This is a genomic window from Nitrobacter sp. JJSN (assembly GCF_051912485.1).
In the GTDB taxonomy this organism is placed as follows: domain Bacteria; phylum Pseudomonadota; class Alphaproteobacteria; order Rhizobiales; family Xanthobacteraceae; genus Nitrobacter.
Genome location: NZ_CP196822.1, coordinates 1,401,641 through 1,422,569 on the forward strand (window position 1 = coordinate 1,401,641; position 20,929 = coordinate 1,422,569).

The 20,929-nt window shown below is 60.2% G+C and carries 17 protein-coding genes and 1 pseudogene; 3 read left to right on the forward strand and 15 right to left on the reverse strand.

Annotated features, from left to right (window positions below; all coding sequences use genetic code 11):
- Nucleotides 1-191: 191 nt before the first annotated feature.
- A complete protein-coding gene (locus tag ACSZOQ_RS06890) occupies nucleotides 192-1,589 on the reverse strand; it encodes a L,D-transpeptidase family protein (RefSeq protein WP_439925244.1) in 1,398 nt (465 codons plus the stop codon).
- Between the two features lie 289 nt (nucleotides 1,590-1,878).
- Between ACSZOQ_RS06890 and ACSZOQ_RS06895 the strand changes: the two genes are divergently transcribed.
- Nucleotides 1,879-2,439 carry a CreA family protein gene (locus tag ACSZOQ_RS06895; protein ID WP_439925245.1) on the forward strand — a complete coding sequence of 187 codons (561 nt, stop codon included), beginning with the start codon at nucleotides 1,879-1,881 and terminating at the stop codon, nucleotides 2,437-2,439.
- 44 nt (nucleotides 2,440-2,483) lie between these two features.
- Here the strand turns inward: ACSZOQ_RS06895 and ACSZOQ_RS06900 are convergent, their stop codons facing one another.
- The 6 genes from ACSZOQ_RS06900 to yghU all read right to left on the reverse strand — a co-directional run bounded on the left by ACSZOQ_RS06900 (nucleotide 2,484) and on the right by yghU (nucleotide 6,694).
- Nucleotides 2,484-2,729 carry a DUF6719 family protein gene (locus tag ACSZOQ_RS06900; RefSeq protein ID WP_439925246.1) on the reverse strand — a complete coding sequence of 82 codons (246 nt, stop codon included), beginning with the start codon at nucleotides 2,727-2,729 and terminating at the stop codon, nucleotides 2,484-2,486.
- A 249-nt stretch (nucleotides 2,730-2,978) separates the two neighbouring features.
- Nucleotides 2,979-3,278, reverse strand: coding sequence for a hypothetical protein (locus tag ACSZOQ_RS06905; RefSeq protein WP_439925247.1), 300 nt, complete (start codon nucleotides 3,276-3,278; stop codon nucleotides 2,979-2,981).
- 370 nt (nucleotides 3,279-3,648) lie between these two features.
- Nucleotides 3,649-4,326, reverse strand: a complete 678-nt coding sequence (locus ACSZOQ_RS06910; protein ID WP_439925248.1) for a DUF2161 domain-containing phosphodiesterase — start codon at nucleotides 4,324-4,326, stop codon at nucleotides 3,649-3,651.
- Nucleotides 4,327-4,364: 38 nt separating this feature from the next.
- Nucleotides 4,365-4,907 (reverse strand): bifunctional 3-hydroxydecanoyl-ACP dehydratase/trans-2-decenoyl-ACP isomerase, encoded by a 543-nt coding sequence (fabA, locus tag ACSZOQ_RS06915; protein WP_439925249.1) that lies wholly within the window; start codon nucleotides 4,905-4,907, stop codon nucleotides 4,365-4,367.
- Between the two features lie 191 nt (nucleotides 4,908-5,098).
- Nucleotides 5,099-5,779: a 3-oxoacyl-ACP reductase FabG gene (gene fabG / locus ACSZOQ_RS06920; protein ID WP_439925250.1), complete on the reverse strand. Its 681-nt coding sequence runs from the start codon at nucleotides 5,777-5,779 to the stop codon at nucleotides 5,099-5,101.
- Nucleotides 5,780-5,824: 45 nt separating this feature from the next.
- Nucleotides 5,825-6,694, reverse strand: a complete 870-nt coding sequence (yghU, locus tag ACSZOQ_RS06925; RefSeq protein ID WP_439925251.1) for a glutathione-dependent disulfide-bond oxidoreductase — start codon at nucleotides 6,692-6,694, stop codon at nucleotides 5,825-5,827.
- Nucleotides 6,695-6,819: 125 nt separating this feature from the next.
- Here yghU and ACSZOQ_RS06930 point away from each other — a divergent pair, with 125 nt between their 5' ends.
- Nucleotides 6,820-7,563, forward strand: coding sequence for an ROK family protein (locus ACSZOQ_RS06930; protein WP_439925252.1), 744 nt, complete (start codon nucleotides 6,820-6,822; stop codon nucleotides 7,561-7,563).
- A gap of 72 nt (nucleotides 7,564-7,635) precedes the next feature.
- Entirely contained in the window at nucleotides 7,636-7,998 is a 363-nt protein-coding gene (locus ACSZOQ_RS06935; protein WP_439925253.1) for a hypothetical protein, read from the forward strand.
- Between the two features lie 36 nt (nucleotides 7,999-8,034).
- On the opposite strand, the gene ACSZOQ_RS06940 is transcribed toward ACSZOQ_RS06935, so the two are convergent.
- The 8 genes and pseudogenes from ACSZOQ_RS06940 to uvrA all read right to left on the reverse strand — a co-directional run bounded on the left by ACSZOQ_RS06940 (nucleotide 8,035) and on the right by uvrA (nucleotide 20,707).
- On the reverse strand, nucleotides 8,035-8,958 hold the full coding sequence (locus ACSZOQ_RS06940; protein ID WP_439925254.1) for an AIPR family protein: 924 nt from the start codon (nucleotides 8,956-8,958) through the stop codon (nucleotides 8,035-8,037).
- 62 nt (nucleotides 8,959-9,020) lie between these two features.
- Nucleotides 9,021-10,358 (reverse strand): IS701 family transposase, encoded by a 1,338-nt coding sequence (locus ACSZOQ_RS06945; RefSeq protein WP_439923272.1) that lies wholly within the window; start codon nucleotides 10,356-10,358, stop codon nucleotides 9,021-9,023.
- 110 nt (nucleotides 10,359-10,468) lie between these two features.
- Nucleotides 10,469-11,226, reverse strand: a pseudogene (locus tag ACSZOQ_RS06950) (IS5 family transposase).
- A gap of 35 nt (nucleotides 11,227-11,261) precedes the next feature.
- Entirely contained in the window at nucleotides 11,262-12,083 is an 822-nt protein-coding gene (locus ACSZOQ_RS06955) for a hypothetical protein (RefSeq protein ID WP_439925255.1), read from the reverse strand.
- An 87-nt stretch (nucleotides 12,084-12,170) separates the two neighbouring features.
- On the reverse strand, nucleotides 12,171-12,386 hold the full coding sequence (locus ACSZOQ_RS06960; RefSeq protein WP_439925256.1) for a DUF2442 domain-containing protein: 216 nt from the start codon (nucleotides 12,384-12,386) through the stop codon (nucleotides 12,171-12,173).
- A 103-nt stretch (nucleotides 12,387-12,489) separates the two neighbouring features.
- Entirely contained in the window at nucleotides 12,490-16,224 is a 3,735-nt protein-coding gene (locus ACSZOQ_RS06965; protein WP_439925974.1) for a vitamin B12-dependent ribonucleotide reductase, read from the reverse strand.
- 800 nt (nucleotides 16,225-17,024) lie between these two features.
- On the reverse strand, nucleotides 17,025-17,510 hold the full coding sequence (locus ACSZOQ_RS06970) for a BA14K family protein (RefSeq protein WP_439925257.1): 486 nt from the start codon (nucleotides 17,508-17,510) through the stop codon (nucleotides 17,025-17,027).
- Nucleotides 17,511-17,728: 218 nt separating this feature from the next.
- The gene (uvrA, locus tag ACSZOQ_RS06975) at nucleotides 17,729-20,707 is read right to left on the reverse strand and encodes an excinuclease ABC subunit UvrA (RefSeq protein WP_439925258.1); all 2,979 of its coding nucleotides are present in this window, start codon (nucleotides 20,705-20,707) and stop codon (nucleotides 17,729-17,731) included.
- Nucleotides 20,708-20,929: the final 222 nt, after the last annotated feature.

A 20,929-nucleotide genomic window follows, 5' to 3' on the forward strand; every position in this document is an offset into this window, starting at 1 on the left:
GCGAAATCGGTTTGGGTCTGCATCCGGCCCATCTGCGACCTTGTGTGATGTCCGATTTTTCGCCGCTGTTGGGGCTGAGCGGACATTGGTCGGCCGGGCGCTTGGCAAACTTATTTTCTGGTGTGGTTCAGGTTCAGAAGGTCGCTTGAAGAGCTTGCAGCGAAATTGAAGCAAACTTCTGAACTGCCACACTAGCGCAGCGTAACGATGAAGTCGGTGCCTTCGCCGGTTTCACCGCCGGCGATGCCCTGATCGGAGACGATGATGGAGTCGCCGGTCGAAAGCGAGTCGGCGATTTTCGTCATGACCTCTTCGGGAATGGAAATGCGATTCAGCGCGTCGGCGGCGCTGTCCGGAACAGGAGCCGGTCTGGATCTTGCGTCGACACGGGGCGCTCGCTGGCGAGACGCGCTTTCGCGGATGGGAACTTGCTCCGCACGAAACGCCATCTCCGGGATCGACACGACCGACCAACGGAAGTCGTCCTTGTTGTGCTTGTCGGCTTCGGCCGTGAACACGTGAGTTCCCAACGGCCGGTCGCCCTGGGTGATGATAATCGGGGCATCGAATACCGGCGCAAAATCTTGCCGCACGTAAATCTTGCTGTCCTTGCGGCTGACAAAGACCGCGATCCGTTCGTTCCGCTTGAGGGCAGGGATAGCCACGGACTCGGCTTTCAGGACGCTTGCCGGCGAGGGCTGAGATTGATCCTGCGCCGTGGCCGTAACATCGGCTTTGGAAACGGGCCTTCGCTGCTCGGCTTCGGTCCTGACCGTGTCCAGGTCAGGCTTGATGGTCGCTGCTGCCGAGGCATCGGCATTCTTCGTGTTGCCTATATCGGGGTTGATCGGGTCAGCCGCCGGCTCAGGTGTTACGGTCTGAGGTTTGTCCGCGGCAGGCGGGTCGGTCGTGATCGGTGTAACCGCGTCGTGCTGCATCGCGCTGGCATCGGCGGTTAGCACTGCGGAAGCGACGGGAGTGCGCTCGGGCCGATGGGTCGTCAGCAGCGGATGGGAAAATTCCGTGGGCGTCACTTCACCGGGGGTGATGATCACCCGCGCGCCTAATTTAGTCCAGCTCCACATCTTCACCGCGAAGTTCGTGGGCATCCGGATACATCCATGCGATGCGGGATATCCCGGAAGCACGCCCGCATGCATCGCGATGCCTGACCAGGTGATGCGTTGCATGTAGGGCATCGGGGCGTCGCTATAGATGTTGGAACGGTGCCACTTCTGTTTCTGAATGACGCTGAAAACGCCCATCGGAGTCGAGTGGCCGTGCATTCCGGTCGACACCGGCGTTTCGGCAAAGAGGCCGTTGGCATCATAGATCTTGAGCGTTTGCCGGCGGATTGAAATGGCAATGATGATCGGGCCCTTGGGCTTGCGCGCGCTCGTGGCGGCCAACTCGGACTTTGCGATTCGGTGATGTTTGGTTCGATACGGCTGGGGCCTCACGGCGGGAGGCGGAGGAGGCTCTTCGATATAGACGTCCGGATAATAATCGTCCTGCCAGAAGATCTGGCTCTGCGCGGGAGATCCCAACCCCAGCAGGATGGTGAGAACCAGTCCAAACCCCAGCCGCACCGGACGGAGGCATGCAACCGCTTGGACCGGGAAAAGTTTACCCGATAACCACCGTGCTGCCGGGAGGAAAGACCAATGCTCGTTCACGCCTTTGTTCCTCGACCCTGGATGTTAGTATTTGCTGCGGAGTATCACGTTCACAGTCGCGACCAATCCCCGGTTTCGCTTCGGTCAAAAATAGTGTGAATTTCTTCACACGGGTCTAATGCCTGTCGTTTTGGGCAATCGGCATCTTTCCGCAGGAACTCAGCGATCTTACATGGGCCGGACCCAGCAAACGGAGCGAATAATGACATTTCGAGGTCAGACTGATGATGACAAGCGCCGAACGACCTGGACCTCCTGGGTCTTCGCCATCCTGGCAGTTGCGGTGCTCGCCGGAACGCAAGCCCATGCGGCGGACGAACCAGACCTGATCTTTCGCCGCTCGACGGTATTCAAGCTCCTGACCCCGAATGACAAGCTTGCGACCTATGGCGTCGATGATCCAGAGATCGAAGGCGTCGCGTGCCATTTTACCGTGCCGGAGAAGGGCGGCATCAAGGGTTGGCTGGGACTGGCGGAGGAGGTCTCGGATATTTCGCTGGCCTGCCGTCAGATCGGGCCGATCCGTTTCAAGGCAAAGATGGAACAGGGGCAGGACATGTTCAAGCAGCGGCGCTCGCTGTTCTTCAAGAAGATGCAGATCGTGCGAGGCTGCGACACGAAACGAAACGTGCTCGTCTATATGGTCTACTCTGACAGGCTGATCGAAGGCTCACCACAGAATTCGACCTCCTCGGTGCCGATCATGCCATGGGGTCCTGCGGATGCGACCGTACAAAAATGTGCGGATTTCATTTCTAAATAGGTTAGCCAAAGGCTGCGATTCCGAGTGGTGGTTGCGATCCGCATTCACCGCTTCGGGCCGGTCCGCGATATGCACTTGCGTGCACGAACGACACCGGTCGGGCCGAGCTTCGCACCCGAGATTTCCTTGATCTGCCCCGCCGGACAGGATCCATCGTCGACAAGAACGCGTTCGCCCAGCCGCAGATTGATGACGTCGGCTTCTCGCGATACCTGCGAGGCGTTTGCGGCGGGCGTCGCCACGATCAATGCGCCGATCGTCAGAAACAGTATGTCGCGATAGTCTGGCATCCCGCTTCCTCGGTTGGCACGACGTCGTCATACTTTAGTGACACAGCGACGATTCTCAAAGTCGGGCAGACGCGATTGCAGACCAGAAGTATTCCGACCTGATGGAATCTGAGCCCAGCCCAGCTTTATATTTTGATGTGTTTTCTTGACGCTAACCGTACCCATCCTCGGGTCAACCCCCGGGGACATGCTTCGCTCGAAAATGCGATAAGGCCGGCAGGTTGATCGCGGCGGTGATCTGGAATCGGATCAGATCCGTTTGTCGTTGCCGAATCTGCGGACCACACGTCGCTCGACGACGACCGAGCGCAGCGCACCTTGCTCACCGGCAATTACACGCGTCGTAGGTAACCTCGCAACAGTGCGGGCGGTCTTCTTGACCTCGGCGTGAACGATATCGAGCGGCATCCCAATCAGCGATGCCGCGATCTCGGCCTGCGAGTCGAGATCGTCGGTGATCCCGGTGGCCGCGAAGATGGCTTCCTCCAGCGTGGGAGGATCGCGGCGAACCCGCCGGATGCCATATTTCGTCTGCCAGCCGTCACTCATCGTTCGCCTCAATGGGTTGCGCAAACCTGGACCAGAAAAATTGTTATGGCCCTGCATCGCCGTTCGAAGAACGATGTCGATTGCTCGCCTTTGTTCCCTACGCCGACGTCTAAATTTGATTCAAATTCAGGACGTGACTGCGCGGGATGAGGCGAAAACAACGATTCAATCAAACTTCATCCCGCTTTAGGAGACTCGATGCCGCACCTCAATACGGGATTTGGTGGAGCAATACAGCTATGCATTTTGACGCGCTTGCTTGGCGCGCTTGCGAGCTTTTTTCAGCCGGATTCAGTCGTAGGCTTCGACTCTATGCGCTGCATGCGACATCCGGTCGCGCCTCTCCAGCGTGCTCCGTTAGCCGCCGTCGTCAGCCGGCGGTCGGTGTCGTTTCGGAAGAATGCTGCGGCCATCGTTTCAATGCGGTGTGGCCCGCGTCGGTCAGGGCATAGGTCCCGCGCTCGACGCGGTCGAACCATCCATAGACGTTATGAAGGAGGATTTTTCCGGCATCCGGATTTTCCGGCTTGAGATCGCGCACGCGGCGCGGACCGGCGGCCATTGCCGCCGCACAGTTCAGCGCCTGCTGGCGGTAGGCTGTCATGATCGGCATCCGCGTGGTGCCGCCGGCAACTGGATCGCCTTTGCGGCGCCGGTGCTCCGTGACCAGACGGGAACGCTTTTTTGGATTGCGGCGCGGACTGACGGAGAAGGGCGCAACCAGCACTTCAACGCCACCCCGGTCGGTCACGCCGAGCATCCCGAAACCGAGCCGCCGGCACAGGTTGCGATAGCGCGCGTCGCTCTCGCGGCCCTTGCCGCGCATCGACAGTCTGGCGGCAAGCCAGACCTCGTCGCAAGCGCCGGCGCGTTCGACGCCTTGCAGGATCAATTCGAGATTGAAGCTGAGCTTCAACTCGCCGATCACCACGACAGGCGGATCATCACCGTTGAGCGCGACCAGATCGCAGCCGCCGATTTCGCCCTTGACCGTGAAGCCGAGGTTTTCAAGATGACGTTTGACCGGAAGATAAAGCGCGGTTTCCATGGGTGCGGCGTTTCCGAACGACTCATGGTCCGAGTTTATCAGCCGGCCGGTTCGATCGGCGAGTCAGGCAGGCGCTTGAACAGGCCGAGCCGAAGGTCGTTGGCGCGATAGATCACTTCGCCGTCGGCGTATACCGTGCCATCTGCAATTGCCATCACCAGTTTCGAGCGCATCACACGCTTGATATCCACGGTGTACGCGACGTGGCGGACGTGCGGCAGGATCTGGCCTGTGAATTTCAATTCCCCAAGGCCGAGGGCGCGGGCCCGCACATGCTGGTCGCGGCCGAGCCAGACCAGATAGAACCCAACCATCTGCCAAAGCCCGTCGAGGCCAAGACAGCCGGGCATCACCGGGTCGTTGTGAAAGTGGCAGTTGAAGAACCAGAGGTCCGGTTTGATGTCGAGCTCGGTGCGCACCAGCCCGCGCCCATACTTCCCGCCGCCTTCCGTGATCTCCGTGATGCGATCGAACATCAGCATCGGTGGCAGCGGAAGTTTCGGCTCGCCGGGTCCGAACATTTCACCCCGGCCACAGGCCAACAAATCATCGTATCCGTAACTGCTGCGGCGTTGAAGCATGCGTCGCTGATCCTGCAGGAGACTCTGAGGGAAAGGAAACGGGCCCACGACAGGTCGGGGCAATTCCATGGTCACCAGCGAAAGTAGTAATAAGGACCGCCACCCTGTCTGATTGAAGGACAAGAGCGTTAAGAACGCGTTACTTAATATCGGGTTTGGTTATATTCTAAAATTTATAGCGAGAAAAGGTCTCAGACGCGTCCGCGCACCGGCAGCAGCGCCCCGGTCACGGCGCTCGCCGCATCGCTTGCCAGAAACAGAATGACATTTGCCAGCTCATCCGCCGTCACCCAGGCCGCAAAGTCCGCCTTGGGCATGTCCCTGCGATTGGCTGGCGTGTCGATGGTGGTGGGCAGCACGGCATTGACTGTGACCTTGCCCTTCAGTTCGGCGGCCAGCGCTTCGGTCAGACGATGCACACCGGCTTTTGAAGCGGCATAGGCGCCCATGCCGCCGCCGGCCTGCAACGCCGCCATCGCGCCGACATTGACGATGCGTCCCGCGCCGGACGCAACCAGATGCGGGATCGCAGCGCGCGAGGCGTTCAATGCGGTGGTCACGTTGATCGCGTAAAGGCGCTGCCAGGTTTTGGGGTCGCCGTCGGCTATCGTCTCGAATGCGAACGCACCCGCGATATTGACGAGGGCGTCGAGCCGGCCAAAATGCGCCGCCGCCGCGTCGATGGCCTGCTTGGCCTGCGCCGTGTCCGACAGATCGACGCCGCCGAATTCGATCCGCTCGGCCGTCGCGTCGCTTTTTGCATGGACATGGTCGATGCCGGCCACGCGGGCGCCGCGAGCGATGGCAGCGTCAGCGACAACCTTGCCCAGCGCACCGGAAGCTCCGGTGATGACGATGACTTTTCCATGCATGAAGGAGCCTCCAGGTTGGAATAGCTGCAAATGAAGAGGCAGGCGTCAAGCCTTCGCGAGCTTGTCCTGCGTCCGGGTCTCGAAATCGGAGGCGTCGTGGCGTTCGTGGAGCTGGCTTGCGGGATCGCCGGAGGTGCGGTTGACGATGCGGCCGCGCTTCACCGCGGGCCGCGCTGCGATCTGCGCGGTCCAGCGCTGCACGTTCCTGTAGCTCTGAACGTCGAGGAAGGTGGCGCTGTCGCCGTAGAGCCTGCCCTCGGCCAGGCCGCCGTACCATGGCCACACCGCGATATCCGCGATCGTGTATTCCTTGCCGGCCAGATATTCGTTGTCCTTGAGCCGGCGGTCCAGCACATCCATCTGCCGCTTCGTCTCCATGGCGAAGCGGTTGATGGCGTATTCGATCTTCTCCGGCGCGTAGTGGTAGAAATGGCCGAAGCCGCCGCCGAGATAGGGCGCGCTGCCCATCTGCCAGAACAGCCACGACAGGCATTCCGCGCGCGCCGCCGTTGCCTTCGGAATGAAATCGCGAAACTTCTCCGCAAGATGAAGGAGGATCGCGCCGGACTCGAACACGCGGAACGGCACAGGTCTCGAGCGGTCGATCAGAGCCGGTATCTTCGAATTCGGATTGACCTCGACAAAGCCCGAGCCGAACTGCTCGCCGTCGATCTGGATCAGCCACGCGTCATATTCCGCGCCGGTGTGGCCGCGCGCGAGCAGCTCCTCGAACATGATCGTGACCTTCTGGCCGTTCGGCGTTCCCCGCGAATAAAGCTGAAAGGGGTGCTTGCCGACGGGCAGCACCTTTTCGTGGGTCGGGCCTGCGGTCGGCCGGTTGACCGAGGCGAACCTGCCGCCGTTCTCCTTGTCGAAGGTCCAGACTTTGGGCGGCGTGTAGGGGGCGTCGGTCATCAAAAAGGGCTCCGGGAAAGGCAGGATTTTGGGGTCAGTTAGACCCGAATGCGCGGACGTGCAAGGCGCGCGCAGACGCCGGAGGGAACGAATGACAGGCGCAGCACGTTGACAGAACCGACAACATGAAAATCCCCCGCACCCAAAAAACCGCCCGGACCATTCTCACGATCGATGTCGGCGGGTCTCACGTCAAGTTGATGACCAGCAAGGACCGCATCAAACGCGAGTTTGAATCCGGGCCCGATCTCACCGCGAAAGAAATGGTGCGCCGGGTCAAGGCGCTGACGAAGGACTCGCCATACGACGCCATCTCGATCGGCTTTCCCGGCCCGGTCTGCGGCAACCGTCCGCTGCGCGACCCATGGAATCTCGGCAAGGGCTGGAAAGGCTTCGATTTCCGCAAAGCGTTCGGCAAGCCGACGAAGGTCGTCAACGATGCGCTGATGCAGGCGCTCGGCGGCTATAAGGGCGGGCGGATGCTGTTTCTCGGGCTCGGCACCGGACTCGGCTCCGCGATGATCGTGGACGGCGAACCGGAGCCGATGGAATTGGGACACCTGCCGTATCGCAAGGGCAAGACCTACGAGGACTATGCCGGCGAGGCCGGGCGCGAGCGCCGCGGCGACAAAAAATGGCGCAAGCACGTCACCGACATCGTTAAGCAGCTCACCGCCGCGCTGGAGCCGGATGAGGTGCTGATCGGCGGTGGCAATGTCGAACGTCTCGACAAGCTGCCGCCGAAATCACGCCGCGGCGACAACGCCGACGCGTTCGAGGGCGGGTTTCGGTTGTGGGACGAGCCGGTCGGGGGTCGAACGGAGAGGAAGGGTCGCACGGAGAAACCGCGCCGCGGACAAGACGGATGAGGCTTTGCTCATCGTACACCATTCGCCCGCATTTGAATGGTCTCCGGGAAGCCGGACGTTTATGATCGCCCCATGTCGCGACTCCTCTGTCTATCGATGGTCATCATTCTGTCGCTAACGTCCGTCGTGGCGGACGCAGCGCCGCGTCACAAGAAACACGCGCATGGTTCGCACAACTACGGCTTCCTGCCGGGCTATCGTCAGCCGCTGAACAATGCCGCGCCGCTGTTCAAGCAGGAGGCGTCGGTGCTGCGCAACGCGCGCCGTGAGCGGCGGCATTGGTTCATCGATCCGAACGTGCAGTATTTCAATTTCTACGAGGGCGAGTGGCGCTATCCCGGCCGGCCCGGATTCTATCGCGGCCGTTACAATGGCGGCAGCATCGGCCCGTGCTGGACGCAGACGCCGATCGGTCCGGTGTGGACGTGTGGGTGATTCCTGATACGCTCCCGCAAGAGCACAGTCCCGACGTTAAGCCGCGTCCTCAAATACTTGTTTGCTTGCTGTCGGATTCTTGAACAGTACGGCGAGGAACTTTCCAGGAAAGCGCTTGTCGGTTGATTTTATCATCTTGCTATAGACGTCTTCGCACATCTCACTGAGGACTTCGGCGGTCGGCATCTCCGTTGAGAAGTCGTTTATAGGTTTTGATAGCTTCTGAATGCCGTATTTCCTGAAGACTGCGGCGGATAAGATTCTGTTACCGTGAATTAGAATTCCCCATGTAGCTCCGCTCTTCTTGGCTACTGTTTTCTTCTTCTGTTCAATCCAACTTTCGATTCTTCTGTTAATGACGGTTGCATTGAACGCGTGAGCTCCGCTTATAGAAGCATTGAACACAGACTTGTACGGCGATTTAGTAAGATCGTTGAAAAAACGGCCAATGCCAGTTTTTACTTGGACCGCGAGGGTTGGGTCGCCCGAAGCGCACGCTAACGCCGTTGTTACTTCAATGAGTTCGCAGCTTGTTGCGGTGGGGCTAATTTCCTCGCTGCGTACAAATTGATAGTCGATACCTTCGACGGCCATTTCTTCGCGAATGCGTTTCTGTTGTTGATCCTGCGCAACAAAATCACGGGACTCAATTCTGTTCTGCAAATTATTTGTTCGGGTGACATCTCCTCCGAAGCCGGTCGGCGCTGTCTTAAGCAAGATGATTCTTATTGGGACGCGAACTTTCCCCAAATTTGCATCGTTATCAACTTTACTGAGCGAGCTTACGGTCTGAGCGCCATTTACGATCGACGCGCCGCGAAAGGAAAACTGGCCGGCAGATTGAGATGCCGCATTGGCGGGTGCCTTAATTGCTTCGTCAGCGATAAGAGTGATGCCATTATTGAAGTACCAGAATTTTTCGGGAGAAGTCGAAGCCGTTTGTTTTATCTCGTTGTTCACCTCGGTCGCTCCAAGCGACTGTCGAATGTTCGCGGCTACTAGCACTACTTTGGCAGATTTATTCACGCCGTTGCATTTCGCCGACTTGTCTTCTGCAGTATGGGCATCGCTGATTTGGTGGTCGAAGAATGAGTTCGATGATGGCGTGGCGCACGGCCGGCAAACTCGGCTGTGGCGGTGGGCCGTTGATTCTTTTTTTTCCGGGCCACTGTGGCGATGCGGCGGTGCTGTAAAAAGGCGTAAGCGATCATGGTCATGAGAGCATGACGGTGAAGGCCGTGCCAGGACCGGCCCTCGAAGTGATCAAGTCCGAGCTCCTCTTTCAACTGCTGATGCGCTTGCTCGCAGATCCATCGCGCTTTGACGGCTGCAGCCAACTGTCGCAAATTCGTCCGGGCTGGCAAGTTGGCCAGATAGTACTTCTTCTCCCCCGAGCTGCGATGCTCACCGATCAGCCACGCCTCCTCGCCGGGAAGATGTTGTTGACCCTTGTCCTTGATCCGTTGTGGCGGCCCATCGGCGATCCGCACGCGAACAGCGGCAAACCGCGCTTTCAGTCTGCCCTTGGTTCCCAGCCGCCAACTCACATTCTTCCACCTAGTATCAGCAAGCATGTTTTCCGCCGGCATCGACAACAGATCCGGGATGTGCCGCTGACGGGGGCGACCTCGACCGGCGATCGGAAAGATCAGCTTGACCGCCGCCGGATAAACTTTCTGACGCCCCGGGATGCCGACTGCCCAGGCCAGGCCACGGGCCGTGAGACCCTGACGGAACGGCGCGCTGAGCCCGTAACCGGCATCCGCCAGCACACAGCCGAAGCGAACACCGGCTGCGAGCACGCGATCAATTTCAGCCAGCGCGATCTCCGGCTTGGTTCGCCCGGCGCGATGCTCGACGGGAACGCCCGCACGCTTCAATCGCGCCGGATCGCTCGTCCAACTCTCGGGCAGGAAGAGCCGCAGTGCCACCATTACCGGCACTTCACCGCACGCAAGTGTCAGCGATACCAACGTTTGGCAATTGGCCGTCTTGCCGAGCGATGAGGCATATTGCGGAGCGACACCAACCGAACGATCGCCCTTCTTCGGCATCGCCGTGTCGTCGATGACCAGCACCGCATCCTTGCCGCCGACAAGGCGATCGGCCTGAGCCAGCAATTCCGATTCCAATGGCGCCGCATCCCAGACACCATCAGCGATGAAATGGTGCAACTGGTCATAGTCGCCCGGTGCCAGCCGTGCAGCCATCGGCTGGACGCTCTTGCGATCGCCCGGTCCGATCAGTCCGGAAACATATAGTGGACACATCCGCCGCCGCGCCTTGTGACCCAAACAATCCAGGAACGGCTTCAGCCAGCGTCCAAGCTCATCTCCCCACTTCGATCTCATGTCCGCCATGGTCGGCCCTCCAAAAGCCGACCACCCATGAATCATCGAAAATCTGATTCGGGAATCCAGTTACCCAGATCAAGCGCAAAAATCTGCCAAAGTAGTGCTAGGGTCCGGACTCATAACCAGTAACTGACAGCCGCAGCGATGCAGACGGCTGCGAGGAAATTGATTGCGAGACGATCGTATCTGGTGGCGATGCGACGGAAGTCCTTCAGGCGACAGAACATGCGCTCGATGGCGTTGCGGCTTCGATAGAGGACGGGCGAGAAGCAATTCTTCCAGCCTCGGTTCGCCTTGGGCGGGATGTTCGGCATCGCACCCTTTCCCTCGACCTGTCGGCGGATGGCATCGCTGTCATAACCCTTATCGCCGTGCAGGATCGCGGAACGTGGCATTTCTTCGAGCAGAACCGCTCCAGCGGTGCAATCGGCTATCTGACCCCCGGTCAGCAAGAACGCGACGGGACGACACTCGGCGTCGGTCAGAGCATGGATCTTCGTGGTCCGCCCGCCGCGCGATCGGCCGATGGCCTGCTGATGTTCCCCCCTTTGCCGCCAGATGCGCATCGATGCGCCTTCACGGCCGAGCTATCGATCAGGACCTGCGCAGGAGGTCCGCCGGCCGTTGCGAGTGCCTGGAATATGTCTGCCCATACACCCTTCGCTGCCCAGCGGACGAAGCGATTGTAGAGTGTTTTGCGCGGACCATAGACCTCCGGCGCATCGATCCAGCGCCCACCGGACTTCAGCACCTGGATGATGCCGCTGATGATCCGCCGATCATCGACCCGTGGCTTGCCGCGCGTATCGTTAGGCAGAAGCGGCTTGAGCCGAGCGAACTGATCCTTCGTTAGCCAAAAGTAATCGCGACTCATGAGGGGCCTCCTGTCGGAGACCGTGAATCATAAACTCAGCGCGGAAGGAATAATTTTATGGGTCCCGACCCTAACCCTTTACCGTGTTTTTTCCACCAGTTCTTGAGTTGCAATCCGTCGATCACTCCAAAAAATGCCGCGTAAGGCGAGTTGATGCGAGACCAATCAAGTATTTGCGCTTCGAGTGTCAGGTTGCCCTGCATCGGGTCATTAGCCAAGCGCGTGTATACTTCTGCTAGCCCCATCATTTCTGTCGTGGCCATTTCATCGGGATCGTCGCCGTTTAATTCCTTTAGAAGCTTATTTATCAAGGTTTGTCCGGGCTGCGCGAGCTTGCTGGCTCCTGTACTCACAAGAGCAATGTGGATCGACGTTCCGGGGGTGTTTATCCTCACAAGTATATCAGTAAGTCGCGCTTGAATCCGTGAGTCAAAATTCTCTTGGTTCTGTTCAATGGCATCCTTTACCCCAGCGAGAAACGAGCCGATATCCTTGGCTTCTGGCTCGCCAGATCCCCCATTGATCCATTTTGATTGTATAAAGACGACGCATTGGTCGGACTGATCAAAATAAGCTGCATCTATACCGTTATCACCGGTACCATCCCAAACTGATGCGGCTGCCTGCTCCGGCGTACATGCAGAGATCGCATAAACAGCAAACGCTGCCAGGCATCTCGAGAGGATCTTCTGATCGCGTTCCTTGTCGTTTGCCTTTAGGTCGCTGACGTCGAGGTGTGGCTCAAATAATTCGCGCAAGCGAGCTTTGATCTGACTGACCTTGAGGGAAGACATTCGGACGACCCATGCAAAAGAAGCGCAGGCAACAACGATACCGGCGCTTGCAGTTATGTTCAATCAATTTAGGTTAGTTGTTGGTCGACGCGGCGGGTTCGTTCTTACGAACACCCGATCGTGTTTCCGCGCAACGCATCACGCCACATATCACCGTCCGGCCAGAAGCTCAGCAAGTGGAAGGGCCTCGTCGAGTTCGTCCCAGTAGAGACCGACGAGGCTGATCTCGACGTTGGCGCGTTGCTCCGGGGTGGCCTTCAGAAGGCGCGGAAACCATGCGAGCGGTACACCAATCGTACGGCCGTCGGATAATTCGACCCACATGTCTTTTTCGTCGAAACGAACACTCAATGGTGAAACGCTCATCGTATCCATCCGTCATCGCCGGCTTTTCCCGGCGGTCCAGTCTTGACCGGTTGTGTCATCGTGGCGAGCCTTGATGGAGAGCCTTGGCTTACGCCATTTGTCTTCAGCTACAGCCCGTCGTTGATCCGCAGGTGTCGCACTTCATGCAGGTGCCGTTGCGCACAAGCGTGAAGTTGCCGCACTCCGAGCACATCTCGCCCTCATAGCCTCTGGCTTTTGCTTCGGCGCGGCGTTCGGCCTTGGACGGCGCTGTTGCGTGCGCGGCGGCCTTGCTTCTTTGCTGCTGCTCCAGACGCTCGGTCGGCGAGAGATCGTGCTGCGCGTCCTGTTTCAGCGCGGTCGCGCCTTCGAGCGTGTCGCCTGTGCGCGAGGAGGAGAGGGCGGTGACATTGGCCCCACCCTCGAAGTTCACCCCACCGGGGGAGGGTGAGCCCCCGCGCATGACGACGAGATTGTCGGTGCGCGAGCGGGTCAGGCCCTTCGACACATAGCGCGTCGCATGGCCTTCCGGCTCCTTGCCTTCCGCGACGCCCTTGCCGAGTGCGTCGAAATTCGATTCGGTCGGATCGACGTGGGCGAGATCGAAGCGTGACATGTAGCTGACCGCAAGTTCGCGGAACACATAGTCGAGGATCGAGGTCGCGTACTTGATCGAGTCGTTGCCCTGCACGGGCCCTGCGGGCTCGAAGCGGGTGAAGGTGAAGGCGTCGACATATTCCTCCAGCGGCACGCCGTATTGCAGGCCGAGCGATACCGCGATGGCAAAGTTGTTGATGAAGGAGCGAAGTGCGGCGCCTTCCTTGTGCATGTCGATGAAGATCTCGCCGATCCGGCCGTCATCGTATTCGCCGGTGCGCAAGTAAACCTTATGTCCGCCGACCACGGCCTTCTGGGTGTAACCCTTGCGGCGATCCGGCATCTTCTCGCGCTCGCGCATCACAATGATACGCTCGACCAGCTTCTCCACGACCCTTTCCGAGACTTGCGCAGTGCGCGCCGCCATCGGCTTGTCGTAGAACGTATCGATCGCATCGTCCTCCTCGTCATCATCGCTGATGAGCTGCGAGTTGAGCGGCTGGGAGAGTTTCGAGCCATCGCGGTACAAGGCATTCGCCTTCAGCGCGAGCTTCCAGGAGAGCAGGTAGGCCGACTTGCAGTCGTCCACCGTGGCGTCGTTCGGCATGTTGATGGTTTTCGAGATCGCGCCCGAGATGAACGGCTGCGACGCCGCCATCATGCGGATGTGGCTCTCGACCGACAGATAACGCTTGCCGATCTTGCCGCAGGGGTTGGCGCAGTCAAACACGGGGTAGTGTTCGGCCTTGAGGTGCGGTGCGCCTTCCACCGTCATCGCGCCGCAGATGTGCACGTTGGCGGCTTCGATTTCGCGCTTGCTGAAGCCGATCGCCGCGAGCAGGTCGAAGGTCGGCGACGCGATGGCTTCGGCGCCGATGCCGAGCGTGTCCCGGATGAAGTCTTCGCCGAACGTCCACTTGTTGAAGGCGAACTTGATGTCGAACGCGGTCGGCAGCGCCTTCTCCACTTTCGCGATGGCCTCTTCGGTGAAGCCTTTGGCCTTCAGCGTGGAGACGTTGATACCAGGCGAGTTGGACAGCGAGCCGTGACCGACCGCATAGGCCTCGATCTCGGCGATCTCGCTCTCGCGATAGCCGAGTGCGCGCAAGCCTTCCGGCACGGCGCGGTTGATGATCTTCCAATAGCCGCCGCCGGCGAGTTTCTTGAACTTCACCAGCGCGAAGTCGGGCTCGATGCCGGTGGTGTCGCAGTCCATCACCAGGCCGATGGTGCCGGTCGGCGCCACCACGGTCACCTGCGCATTGCGGTAGCCGTGCCGTTCGCCGAGCGCGAGCGCAGCGTCCCACGCCTTCGTCGCATGGGCGATGAGGTCTGCTTGCGGGCAGGAGGCATGATCGAGCGGCACCGGGTTGACCGCCAGCGCCTCGTAGCCGTGCGACTGACCGAGCGCGGCGCGGCGATGATTGCGGATCACGCGCAGCATGTGGCCGGAGTTCTTCTTGTGGCCGGGGAAGGCGCCGAGTTCGCCGGCCATCTCGGCGGAGGTCTTGTAGGCGATGCCGGTCATGATCGCGGTCAGCGCGCCGCACAGCGAGCGACCTTCCTTCGAGTCATAGGGCAGGCCCATGGTCATCAGGAGGCCGCCGATGTTGGCGAAGCCGAGGCCCAGCGTACGGAATTCGTAAGAGAGCTCGGCAATCGCCTTGGACGGGAACTGCGCCATCAGCACCGAGATTTCCAGCACGACGGTCCAGAGGCGACACAGATGCTCATAAGCCTCAACGTCGAAATGCTTCGCGGCGACGTCATAGAACGTCAGCAGATTGGTGGAGGCGAGGTTGCAGGCGGTGTCGTCGAGGAACATGTATTCCGAGCACGGATTCGATGCGCGGATGTCGCCGGATGCCTTGCAGGTGTGCCAGTCGTTCATCGTGGTGTTGAAGTGCAGGCCGGGATCGGCCGAGGCCCAGGCGGCGTAGCCGATCTTCTCCCAGAGCTCGCGGGCCTTCAGCGTCTTCGTTACCTTCTTGTTGGTACGGCCGATGAGATTCCAGTCGCTGTCGGTCTCGACCGCGCGCAGGAAGTCGTCCTTCAGCGACACCGAGTTGTTGGAGTTCTGGCCAGAGACGGTGAGATAGGCTTCAGAATCCCAGTCGGTGTCGTAGACCGGGAAGTCGATGTCCTTGTAGCCCTGCCGGGCATACTGGATCACGCGCTTGATGACGTTGTCACTGACAAGCGCGCGGCGCGCCAGCTTGATCTCGCGGCGCAGCGCCGGGTTCTTCTCGGGATCGAAGCAGTCGTCGCCCGAGCCCTCACAGTTGACGCAGGCCTTCATGATGGCCTTGAGGTGCTTCTGGTTCAGCTTCGAGCCGGTGACGAGAGCGGCGACCTTCTGCTCCTCCTTCACCTTCCAGTCGATGTAGGTCTCGATATCCGGATGGTCGGCATCGACCACCACCATCTTGGCCGCGCGGCGCGTTGTGCCGCCCGACTTGATCGCGCCCGCGGCGCGGTCGCCGATCTTGAGGAAGCTCATCAGTCCGGAGGAACGGCCGCCACCCGAGAGGCGCTCGCCTTCACCGCGCAGCCGCGAGAAGTTGGAGCCGGTGCCGGAGCCGTATTTGAACAGGCGCGCTTCGCGCACCCACAGGTCCATGATGCCGCCCTCGTTGACGAGGTCGTCCTCGATGCCCTGGATGAAGCAGGCGTGCGGCTGCGGATGCTCGTAGGAGGATTTCGACTTGGTCAGCTTGCCGGTCTTGAAGTCGACGTAGTAGTGGCCCTGGCCGGGGCCGTCGATGCCATAGGCCCAGTGCAGGCCGGTGTTGAACCACTGCGGCGAGTTCGGAGCCACCATCTGGCGCGCCAGCATGTGGCGCAGCTCGTCGTTGAAGGCGCGCGCGTCGTCTTCACTTGAGAAGTAGCCGCCTTTCCAGCCCCAATAGGTCCAGCAGCCGGCAAGCCGATCGAACACCTGCTTCGACGAGAGCTCGCTGCCGAAGCGCTGGGCCTCGGGGAGGGTAGCGAGCGCGTCGGTGTCGGGTACCGAGCGCCACAGCCATGAGGGGACCGTCTCCTCCTCGACCTTCTTCAGGCGTGCCGCGACGCCCGCTTTCCGGAAATACTTTTGCGCCAGCACGTCGGAGGCGACCTGCGACCAGGATTCCGGCACCTCCACGTTCTCGAGGCGAAACACCACCGAGCCGTCCGGATTGCGGATCTCGCTCGTCGTCAGCCGGAAATCGATCCCTGCATAGGGTGACTGGTCGTCCCTGGTGTAGCGCCGTTCGAATCGCATTGCCGTCGTGCCCCGTAACTGTCCGTCACCGCGTCGGCGCGGCATCGGCGATTTCCGTTCGCGGACCCTTTGCGGCCCACAGCTCAGCCGGTAATTCCGGCCCTAGTGTCCTCTGAGCATGAGCAGGGCGGAGACAGCTCCGCAGCCGATCATACCCTAACGCCCCACACCGCAGTTTGAGCCATTTTGGCCCGTTTTTGACTTCCCCAGACGCCTTGTCGCCAAGGCAAACATCCCCGTTGCCCGCCGCCGCAACCGGCTGACGGAGTACTCAATCTGGAACCCTTGAGGGAGGCTCGGCGTGACCCAAACACATTCGCGCCGAGCGGATGAAACGTTAAGGCAACTCCCTTGGGCCCGTCAAGAGTTAGTATTCATTCCTCAATGAAATACTAAATATGGTGGAAAGAAAGGAGAACCAGGGGGCAGGCCGTGCCTGGATGGGTTCAAGTATCAGTGAGTCCTCAGGGAATCCCAAGTGAAAGAATCGTCGAATTGACCTCGCGGGAGGAGCTTCGCACGCTGTTCACAGGGCAAGTATTTATTGCTCGCGAGGGGTTGCTTGTGCACGACTCGGCCAGCCTATCGGCGAAGCGTCGTATGCCGGGCCTGGCGATGGCGCAGCGTCGCCATAATGGGTGTTGTTGTGGTCGATTCTGCCGGATTTTCGTTCCTGACAGAGCACCGAAACAGGTCCCGAATCACAGGAAGCATCACGCGTGAAAAACAAAAGCGGTGCACAAGGCACCGCTCTTGAACTGAGAATGGGGCTCAACCTACTGGCGAACCCCGGGGTCACATCACGGGCAGGGGTGACGTAGACCATCGTAACCGAGGTAGGTTCCCGAACCTACGTCGTATGATCTGTATCGTTGCTGGCAATACGCGACGTCGTCGCCACCACTCGGAACAACTTCGACGGCCGGACTATCGTCATAGTACCCATAGGAGTCGCCATAGTAATAGGGACTGGCGAAGGAACTGCCGAAACCGATCGCGGAACCAGCAACGAAGCCGGGATAGAAGCCGCCGCCGCGCCAACCGCCGCCATGCCAGCCCCCGCCGCCGCCAGCCCAATGTCGGCCGCCGCCACCCCCAGCCCAATGTCGGCCACCGCCACCACCGCCTGGACGCATGCCCATGTGACCGCCACCGCCGCCGCCGTGGCTCATGTGGGCGTGACCGCCATGTGATCTCCCCTGCGCAAAGCTCGGAGACGTCATAGCCAGCGGTGCTGCAAGCGCTATGATGGCCGCCGCCGCCAATACCGGTTTGAAATTGAACATGTTCGTAACTCCGTGTCGGATTCCAATCGAGCATTTGCTCCAGAATCTCAACGTGGCGATACGAGGCAAGTTCCGCAAATGCGGGTTACGGAATTGTCATGATTGGTATTCTCAGGCTGTAGCGGGAGAGGCGAGCAACGAAGTCTCCGGCAAATCCGGACGATCCAACGCGAAAATCACTTATTGCTTATCTGATTGATTCAAAGACTCGACTGGCGTTACTCCGCCGCCTCGCTCGCATTCCGTCGCTTCGGCTTTCCCGTTTTCTCCAGGACCGGCTTCAGGAATTTTCCTGTATAGCTGCGCGGCGCTTTTACGATGTCTTCCGGCGGTCCCCAGGCGACGATCTCGCCGCCGCCGTCGCCGCCTTCAGGACCGAGGTCGATCACCCAGTCGGCAGTCTTGATGACTTCGAGGTTGTGCTCGATCACCACAACGGTATTGCCCTGCGCTACCAGCTCGTGCAGCACCTCCAGCAGCTTCTTTACGTCGTGGAAGTGTAGGCCGGTGGTCGGCTCGTCCAGAATGTAGAGTGTGCGTCCCGTCGCGCGCTTCGATAGCTCCTTGGCGAGCTTCACACGCTGCGCCTCGCCGCCTGACAGCGTGGTAGCCTGCTGTCCCACATGAATGTAATCGAGGCCGACGCGATGCAGCGTCTTGAAGGTTTCGCGCACGCGCGGCACCGCCTTGAAAAATTCGGCGGCTTCCTCGACCGTCATGTCGAGCACGTCAGAGATCGCCTTGCCCTTGAACAACACCTCCAGCGTCTCGCGGTTGTAGCGCTTGCCCTTGCAAGTGTCGCAGGTGACGTAGACGTCAGGCAGAAAGTGCATCTCGATCTTAATGACGCCATCGCCCTGGCAGGCCTCGCAGCGGCCGCCCTTGACGTTGAACGAGAAGCGGCCTGGCGCATAACCGCGCGCTTTGGCTTCCGGCAGACCGGCGAACCACTCGCGGATCGGCGTGAAGGCCCCGGTGTAAGTCGCGGGATTGGATCGCGGTGTGCGGCCGATCGGCGACTGGTCGATGTCGATGATCTTGTCGATGTGCTCGAGGCCCTCAATGCGATCGTGCGGCGCGGCGCCTTCGCTGGCGTTGTTGAGCTTTCGTGCGATGGCGCGATAGAGAGTGTCGATCAGCAACGTCGACTTGCCGCCGCCGGAGACGCCGGTGATGCAGGTGAACAGGCCGAGCGGAACTTCCGCGGTGACATTTTTGAGGTTGTTGCCGCGCGCATTGACCACCTTGATGGTGCGACGATGGTTCGGCGGCCGCCGCTCGGGCACTTCGACCTCGAGTTCGCCGGTGAGATACTTCCCGGTCAGCGACTTCGGATTCTTCATGATATCGGTGGGCGTGCCCTGTGCCACAATGTGGCCGCCGTGCATTCCGGCGCCGGGGCCGATGTCGAGCACGTAATCGGCGAGGCGGATGGCGTCCTCGTCGTGTTCGACCACGATCACAGTGTTGCCGAGATCGCGCAGCCGCTTCAGAGTTTCGAGCAGGCGGGCGTTATCGCGCTGATGCAAACCGATGGACGGCTCATCCAGCACATAGAGCACGCCGGTCAGGCCCGAACCGATCTGCGAGGCCAGCCGAATGCGCTGACTCTCGCCGCCGGACAGCGTGCCCGATGCCCGCGACAGCGTGAGATAATTGAGCCCGACGTCGAGCAGGAACGACAGCCGCTCGCGGATCTCCTTGAGCACGCGGCCGGCGATTTCGTTCTGCTGGGTGGTGAGCACCTTTGGCACGGTCTCGAACCATTCGCCGGCGTGACGCACCGACAACTCGCTGATCTCGCCGATATGCTTGCCGCCGATCTTGACGCACAGCGCTTCCGGCTTCAGCCGATAACCCTTGCAGGCATCGCAGGGAACGTCAGAAAAATACTTGCCGAGTTCCTCGCGCGCCCACTCGCTCTCGGTCTCGCGGAAGCGGCGATCGATATTGGTAACCACACCTTCGAACGGCTTCTTGGTATCGTAGGAGCGCACGCCGTCTTCATAGGAGAACTTGATCTCGTCATCGCCGGAGCCATGCAGCAACGCTCCTTGCGTTTTCTTTGGCAGGTCCTTCCACTTGGTGTCCAGCGTGAACTTGTAGAATTTGCCGAGCGCGGTCAGGGTCTGCAGATAGTATGGCGATGATGACTTCGCCCATGGCGCGATCGCGCCCTTGCGGAGCGTTAGCTCCTTGTCCGGAATGACGAGCTCTTCGTCGATGTGTTGCTCGACGCCAAGGCCGCCGCATTTCGGGCAGGCGCCGTATGGGTTGTTGAACGAAAACAGGCGCGGCTCGATCTCGGGAAGGGTGAAGCCGGACACCGGACAGGCAAATTTTTCCGAGAACAGGATGCGTTCGGGCCCACTCTTGTCGTGGATCTTGGCGACCTTCTTGTCGGCTTTCTTGCCATCGTCGGATGGCGCGGCAGCCGCATCGGCGTACTCGATCACCGCCAGTCCTTCGGCGAGCTTCAGCGCGGTCTCGAAGCTTTCGGCGAGGCGTTGGCCGAGATCCGGCCGCACCACGATGCGGTCGACCACCACGTCGATATCGTGCGGGAATTTCTTGTCGAGGACAGGCGCTTCGGCGAGCTCATGGAATGCACCATCGATCTTGACGCGCTGAAAACCCTTCTTGAGATACTCCGCCAGTTCTTTTCGATATTCTCCCTTGCGGCCGCGCACGACCGGAGCCAGCAGATAGAGCCGCGTGCCTTCGGGTAACGCCAGCACACGGTCAACCATCTGCGACACAGTCTGGCTCTCGATCGGAAGTCCCGTCGTGGGCGAATAGGGCACGCCGACGCGCGCCCACAATAGCCGCATGTAGTCGTAGATCTCGGTGACGGTGCCGACCGTCGAGCGCGGGTTCTTCGATGTGGTCTTCTGCTCGATGGAGATCGCCGGTGACAGCCCGTCAATCTGATCGACGTCCGGCTTCTGCATCATCTCCAGGAACTGGCGCGCGTAGGCCGACAGCGACTCGACATAGCGGCGCTGGCCTTCGGCATAGATGGTATCGAATGCCAGTGAGGATTTGCCGGAGCCCGACAGGCCTGTGAACACCACGAGTTTATCGCGCGGAATTTCCAGATCGACGTTCTTCAGGTTGTGTTCGCGCGCGCCGCGGATCGTGATGGCGCGTGTGGCGGAACCGGGTTGTTGCCGCTTCGCCTTGATGACTTCATCCATGACAGGCTTTTCCGAACCGCGACGGCCACGCCGCGTCTGGGCGCGCCGCACCGGGCGGAATCCCGGCTCGCGCCATATTGGGGCTATCTGTGGAACGTAGATAGAACGGCAGGCGATTTCCAGAGGGCGTCAGCGATCCGCACTGATTTCGTCCCCCGCGGGGTCTGGTCATATCCACTGGCTGTCGGCTTGGCAGAAGCCTCGTGCGAACGCGCACCCGAA

Coding starts and splice junctions, on each gene's coding strand:
- ACSZOQ_RS06935 (WP_439925253.1), top strand. CDS start 7,636: ATGTCGCGACTCCTCTGTCTATCGATGGTCATCATTCTGTCGCTAACG.
- ACSZOQ_RS06900 (WP_439925246.1), bottom strand. CDS start 2,729: ATGCCAGACTATCGCGACATACTGTTTCTGACGATCGGCGCATTGATC.
- ACSZOQ_RS06910 (WP_439925248.1), bottom strand. CDS start 4,326: ATGGAAACCGCGCTTTATCTTCCGGTCAAACGTCATCTTGAAAACCTC.
- fabG (WP_439925250.1), bottom strand. CDS start 5,779: ATGCATGGAAAAGTCATCGTCATCACCGGAGCTTCCGGTGCGCTGGGC.
- ACSZOQ_RS06905 (WP_439925247.1), bottom strand. CDS start 3,278: ATGAGTGACGGCTGGCAGACGAAATATGGCATCCGGCGGGTTCGCCGC.
- ACSZOQ_RS06930 (WP_439925252.1), top strand. CDS start 6,820: ATGAAAATCCCCCGCACCCAAAAAACCGCCCGGACCATTCTCACGATC.
- ACSZOQ_RS06970 (WP_439925257.1), bottom strand. CDS start 17,510: ATGTTCAATTTCAAACCGGTATTGGCGGCGGCGGCCATCATAGCGCTT.
- ACSZOQ_RS06965 (WP_439925974.1), bottom strand. CDS start 16,224: ATGCGATTCGAACGGCGCTACACCAGGGACGACCAGTCACCCTATGCA.
- ACSZOQ_RS06960 (WP_439925256.1), bottom strand. CDS start 12,386: ATGAGCGTTTCACCATTGAGTGTTCGTTTCGACGAAAAAGACATGTGG.
- ACSZOQ_RS06945 (WP_439923272.1), bottom strand. CDS start 10,358: ATGGCGGACATGAGATCGAAGTGGGGAGATGAGCTTGGACGCTGGCTG.
- yghU (WP_439925251.1), bottom strand. CDS start 6,694: ATGACCGACGCCCCCTACACGCCGCCCAAAGTCTGGACCTTCGACAAG.
- fabA (WP_439925249.1), bottom strand. CDS start 4,907: ATGCTTCAACGCCGCAGCAGTTACGGATACGATGATTTGTTGGCCTGT.
- ACSZOQ_RS06895 (WP_439925245.1), top strand. CDS start 1,879: ATGACATTTCGAGGTCAGACTGATGATGACAAGCGCCGAACGACCTGG.
- uvrA (WP_439925258.1), bottom strand. CDS start 20,707: ATGGATGAAGTCATCAAGGCGAAGCGGCAACAACCCGGTTCCGCCACA.